Annotated in this window: 5 protein-coding genes; all 5 read right to left on the minus strand. The window is 55.0% G+C overall.

Annotation, left to right across the window (positions count from 1 at the left end; all coding sequences use genetic code 11):
* Positions 1 to 1,187: ABC transporter substrate-binding protein (locus ABX962_RS30675; protein ID WP_372725280.1), on the minus strand; the 1,187-nt coding region annotated here is incomplete at its 3' end.
* 25 nt (positions 1,188 to 1,212) lie between these two features.
* Entirely contained in the window at positions 1,213 to 2,619 is a 1,407-nt protein-coding gene (locus tag ABX962_RS30680; protein ID WP_372725282.1) for an NAD(P)(+) transhydrogenase (Re/Si-specific) subunit beta, read from the minus strand.
* A gap of 13 nt (positions 2,620 to 2,632) precedes the next feature.
* The gene (locus tag ABX962_RS30685) at positions 2,633 to 2,932 is read right to left on the minus strand and encodes an NAD(P) transhydrogenase subunit alpha (RefSeq protein WP_372725287.1); all 300 of its coding nucleotides are present in this window, start codon (positions 2,930 to 2,932) and stop codon (positions 2,633 to 2,635) included.
* A gap of 18 nt (positions 2,933 to 2,950) precedes the next feature.
* On the minus strand, positions 2,951 to 4,084 hold the full coding sequence (locus ABX962_RS30690; RefSeq protein ID WP_372725284.1) for an NAD(P) transhydrogenase subunit alpha: 1,134 nt from the start codon (positions 4,082 to 4,084) through the stop codon (positions 2,951 to 2,953).
* A gap of 96 nt (positions 4,085 to 4,180) precedes the next feature.
* On the minus strand, positions 4,181 to 4,691 hold a 511-nt coding region (locus ABX962_RS30695), incomplete at its 5' end, for an ABC transporter permease (protein WP_372725285.1).

A 4,691-nucleotide genomic window follows, 5' to 3' on the forward strand; every position in this document is an offset into this window, starting at 1 on the left:
ACCAAAAAGGTGTCCGACACCTTTTTGGTAAACGACACCTTTTTGGTAAACTGGGGGGCGAAGCAGTCGGTGGCGTGGACTTTGTCGCCATCGACTAGACCGAGTTGGACCATCTGAGAGACCAACGTCTGCCAACGCGATTCCGTCATTTCGCCAAGTGATTCCGCCGGCATGTCGTCGGGCAAGGCGAGCGTTTTGAGTTCTTGATGCCCAAATTGCAACGCTTCGATCGTCATGCCGTGCTGGTTCGCTTTCAAAATGGCCTCGTTGCCTAATGCGGGATCGTCCAAGTAGTGCTGCCAACCTTCACGCGTGGCATCGACAAAATCCTGAACCAACTCGGGTTGCTTGCGAACCATATCACCGGTGGTGATTAAAACACTTGAGTACGGGTTCCAGCCGATATCGCTGAGCATCAACTTGCGAACTTTGACCCCTTGTTGTTCCGCCAGCAAAGGTTCCGCGAACGAGTACGCCTGGATCGCGACATCCTTGTCCGTCACTAGCGACGAAACGCTGCCGTGATAGGGAACCTCTTTGACTTGATCCAGCAATCCTTTGGAACGCATGAATTCAAGAAATGCTCGGCCCCCTTGCCGCTGCAGCGTTTTGCCAGCGAGATCCTCGAACTTCGTCACGCCACTGTCTTCGCGAACCAAGATACAGCGAGGATGATTCTGCATCGTCGCTAACACCGCCACGATGTCCGCCCCTTGATTACGAAATAAAACCACATCGTCGGCGTTGGCCATCGCGAACTGAACGCGTCCCAATACCAATTCCGGAGCCACGGGGCTTTGCCGCCCGCCAGGCCGGATCTCTACATCCAATCCGTGTTCTTGGAACGTTCCATCGGCGGCGGCTTGATACAAACCACCATGCTCAGATTCGGGAAACCAATTCAGTTGAACCGCCACGGATCTCAATGCATCGCCACCAACAATCGGCGGTGGCGCCGGATTTGTCGATGAATCCGAGAATTCACATCCGCTGATCATGACACAGCCAATGAGGATGAATACAGACCGCAGCATCGTGGACGGGTGGCTCGAGATCATGACAATTTTCTTCGTGCGGATCGGAGGTTGATAAACCAGGTAGTGACGCAGTCCTCCCCAGTAGTGGATCTTGCTAAAGTTCCCTCGTGAAGGATCTTTAGCAAGATCCACTACATCAATTACTAACATTGCATCAGATCATCCCACGATAAGCTCAGTTTTTGAACTGTGCAATCACGGCGGACAGGGACTGTTTCGCATCACCGAAGAGCATCCGCGTGTTTTGGCCAAAGAACAGCGGATTATCGACTCCGGAAAACCCGGAAGCCATCGAACGCTTCAGCACAAACACGGTGCGTGCATAATCGACATTGATAATCGGCATCCCATAAATCGGACTGTTCTCGTCCTCGCGAGCGGCCGGATTAACGACGTCATTCGCTCCGATCACGACCGCGACATCGACGTTTTCGATCCGCCGGTTGATGTCTTCCATTTCGACCAATTGGTCGTACGGCACACTGGCTTCGGCTAACAAGACGTTCATATGTCCGGGCATGCGGCCGGCCACGGGATGGATCGCGTAGCTGACCTCGGCTCCATTGGCTTCGAGCATGTCGCCCAATTCACGCACCACGTGTTGAGCTTGGGCGACCGCCATGCCGTAGCCTGGAACCATCACGACCGACGATGCGGCTTCGAGGATCAGGTAGGCGTCATCGGCAGAAATCGGCTTGACCTCGCCTTCGACCTTCGTCGCTTGCGTGGTCGCGGCAAAGCCAGAGAAAAGTACATTGCTAAGCGAACGATTCATCGCCTTGCACATGATGTTCGTCAAAATGATGCCTGCGGCTCCGACCAGCGAACCAGCCACAATCAAAATCGAATTATCAATTGCAAGTCCCGCAGCACACGCCGCGAGCCCTGAGTAACTATTTAGCAGCGAGATCACGACCGGCATGTCGGCACCGCCGATCGGCATCACAGCCATCACGCCCAAGATCAACGACAACACGATCACCGCGATAATCAACGGCAGCGTCCAAGCGGGTTGGAAAAAAATCAGCACACTGCAGGCAAGCAGGGCAAACACATTAAACAGACTGAGGAACCGCTGGCCCGGCAGCGACATCGCCGCACTGCTGATCGTTTCCGACAATTTCCCCCAGGCCACCAAACTGCCTGAGAACGTGACGCCGCCGATCAGGATCGAGATCAGAATGGTGATCATCGTGAACGCTGACACTGCGGGCGCATCAGGGGTAGCAACCACCGTTGAAATGTGAGGGCTGTCGCTCATGTAAAGCGCCGCCCATCCGACCAACAAGCTTGCGATCCCGCCCGAACCGTTAAACAACGCCACCATTTCGGGCATCCCAGTCATCGCAACGCGTCGCGCGGCAACCGCACCAACGAGCGTCCCAGCAATCGCCGCGATGGCAATCCAGCGATAATCGATGATCTCGATAGACGCCAGCGTGACCAAGACTGCGGCCAGCATGGCCAGCGAAGAAATCAGATTGCCTCGCACCGCAGTAGCGGGAGAGCTAAGCAATTTCAAACCGTAGATAAATAAAACTGCGGCGAAGATGTAAACAGCGCCGATTAGTTCCGCACTCATGGATCGCCTTTTTTCAAACTTGGTCTTTGACGGGAGATTCTTTTTTCTTGAACATACCGAGCATGCGGTCGGTCACCATGTAACCGCCAACGACGTTGACCATCGCAAAAAAGACGGCGATCGCGCCGAGTGCGGTGGCCCAATCACTCATCCCGGCGCCGGCCGAGGTAATCGCGCCGACCACGGTGATCCCCGAGATCGCATTCGCCCCGGACATCAACGGTGTGTGCAACGTCGCGGGCACTTTGGAAATCAATTCAAAGCCCAAGAAAATCGACAGCATTAAAACGAAGCCGAGATAGACCGCTTCCATTCCCATGATTGTTCTCGCTTACGCATTCAGGTTTCGGATGGTTTCGTTAACAATTTCACCCTCGCGGGTAATGACCGCCGCTTGGATAATTTCGTCGTCGGGGTCGAGCACCAACTGCTTGGTCTCGCTATCCCAAAACTCTTCGATCAAATTCAGCAGATTATTGGAGTACATTTCGCTGGCGTTGCGGCTGACCTGCGATGGCAGGTTGCCTTGTCCGATCACCTTCACCCCACCGACATCAGTGATCTGGTTGAGCACCGAGCCTTCGACGTTGCCGCCCGACTCGACTGCCATATCGACCACCACACTGCCGGGCTGCATCGCTTCGAGCATATCGCGAGTCACGATGACCGGGGCGCGTCGGCCAAACAACTGTGCCGTCGTGATGACGACATCGGATTCTGCGATGACTTTCTTTTGCCCCTCTTTTTGCAAGGCAATCTGTTCGTCGGTCAGTGCCTTGGCGTAGCCTTGTTCAGTTTGCCCGACCTCGCCCAAATCAATCTCGACAAACTTTGCCCCCAACGAACGAACTTGTTCTGCGGTCACCGGCCGAGTGTCAAAGGCCTCGACGCGAGCCCCGAGCCGTTTTGCTGTCGCGATTGCTTGCAGCCCCGCGACCCCTACACCGATTACGAAGACGCGGCAGGGACGGATGGTTCCCGAGGGCGTCATCATCATCGGGAACGCCTTGACGCTGTGATACGCCGCTTGGATCACAGTGACGTAGCCCGCCAAGTTGGCTTGGGACGAGAGCGCGTCCATTTTCTGAGCCCGTGTGCTCCGCGGAATCATCTCCATCGAGATCGCGGTCACCCCGTGCGTGGCCAGCGAATCGACCAACGCTTGTTCATTAAACGGATCGAGGAAACTGATATGGATCCCGCCCCGCCGCAGACCGCTAACCTCACTCGCATCAGGCTTGCGTACTCGCAAAACCAGATCGGAATCGGCCAAGATGGAATGCCGATCGGGATGCAACGTGACGCCCGCGTCGATGTAGGCTTCGTCGCTGAAACCGGAACCGAGCCCGAGCCCGGATTCGGCCACGATTTCAAATCCGCTGCCGATCAGCTTCTTTGCATTGGCGGGCACCAACGCGGTTCGCAATTCACCCGGCCAAGTTTCCTTGGGCACTCCGATTCGCATTTTTGTCCCTCGTCGTGATGCTTCGATTTTACATTCGCTCGGTCCCCAAGCGTAAGCGAAGCGAGGTCACAATGAAAGCAGAGAGACCTGAACTCCTTACCTTTTGCGATCGCCCGATGTCCAGCGATGAAACACGGTCGCGGCGAGCAGGTTGACGACTGCGAACAGCAACAATCCTAAAACCGTCGATGCAAAAATCGCGGCGATCAGCGCGTCGGTTCGCTGAAAACCTTGCCAACCGGTCATCAGCGTTCCCAGCCCATCGTAGTTCGATCCATTGCCAACAAAAAACTCGGCAACAATGGCTCCAATCACCGCAAGCCCGCTACTGGTTTTCATGCCAAGCATCAAATAGGGAATCGCCGTTGGCAATTGCAGTTTCAACAACCGCTGCGTTCGCGAAGCCCCATAGAGTCGGAACATATCGTTCAAATCGGTTTGGATCGCCAACAATCCCTCGGTGACACTATTGACGATGGGAAACAAACACACGATGACCGTCACGATCACGACGGTACGAAATTGGTAACCGCTCCACGTGATCAATAGCGGTGCAATCGCGACGATGGGAACGGTTTGCAAAAAAACGACGTAAGGGAAAAACGCT

The organism is Novipirellula sp. (assembly GCF_041583735.1).
Classification (GTDB): Bacteria; Planctomycetota; Planctomycetia; order Pirellulales; family Pirellulaceae; genus Novipirellula.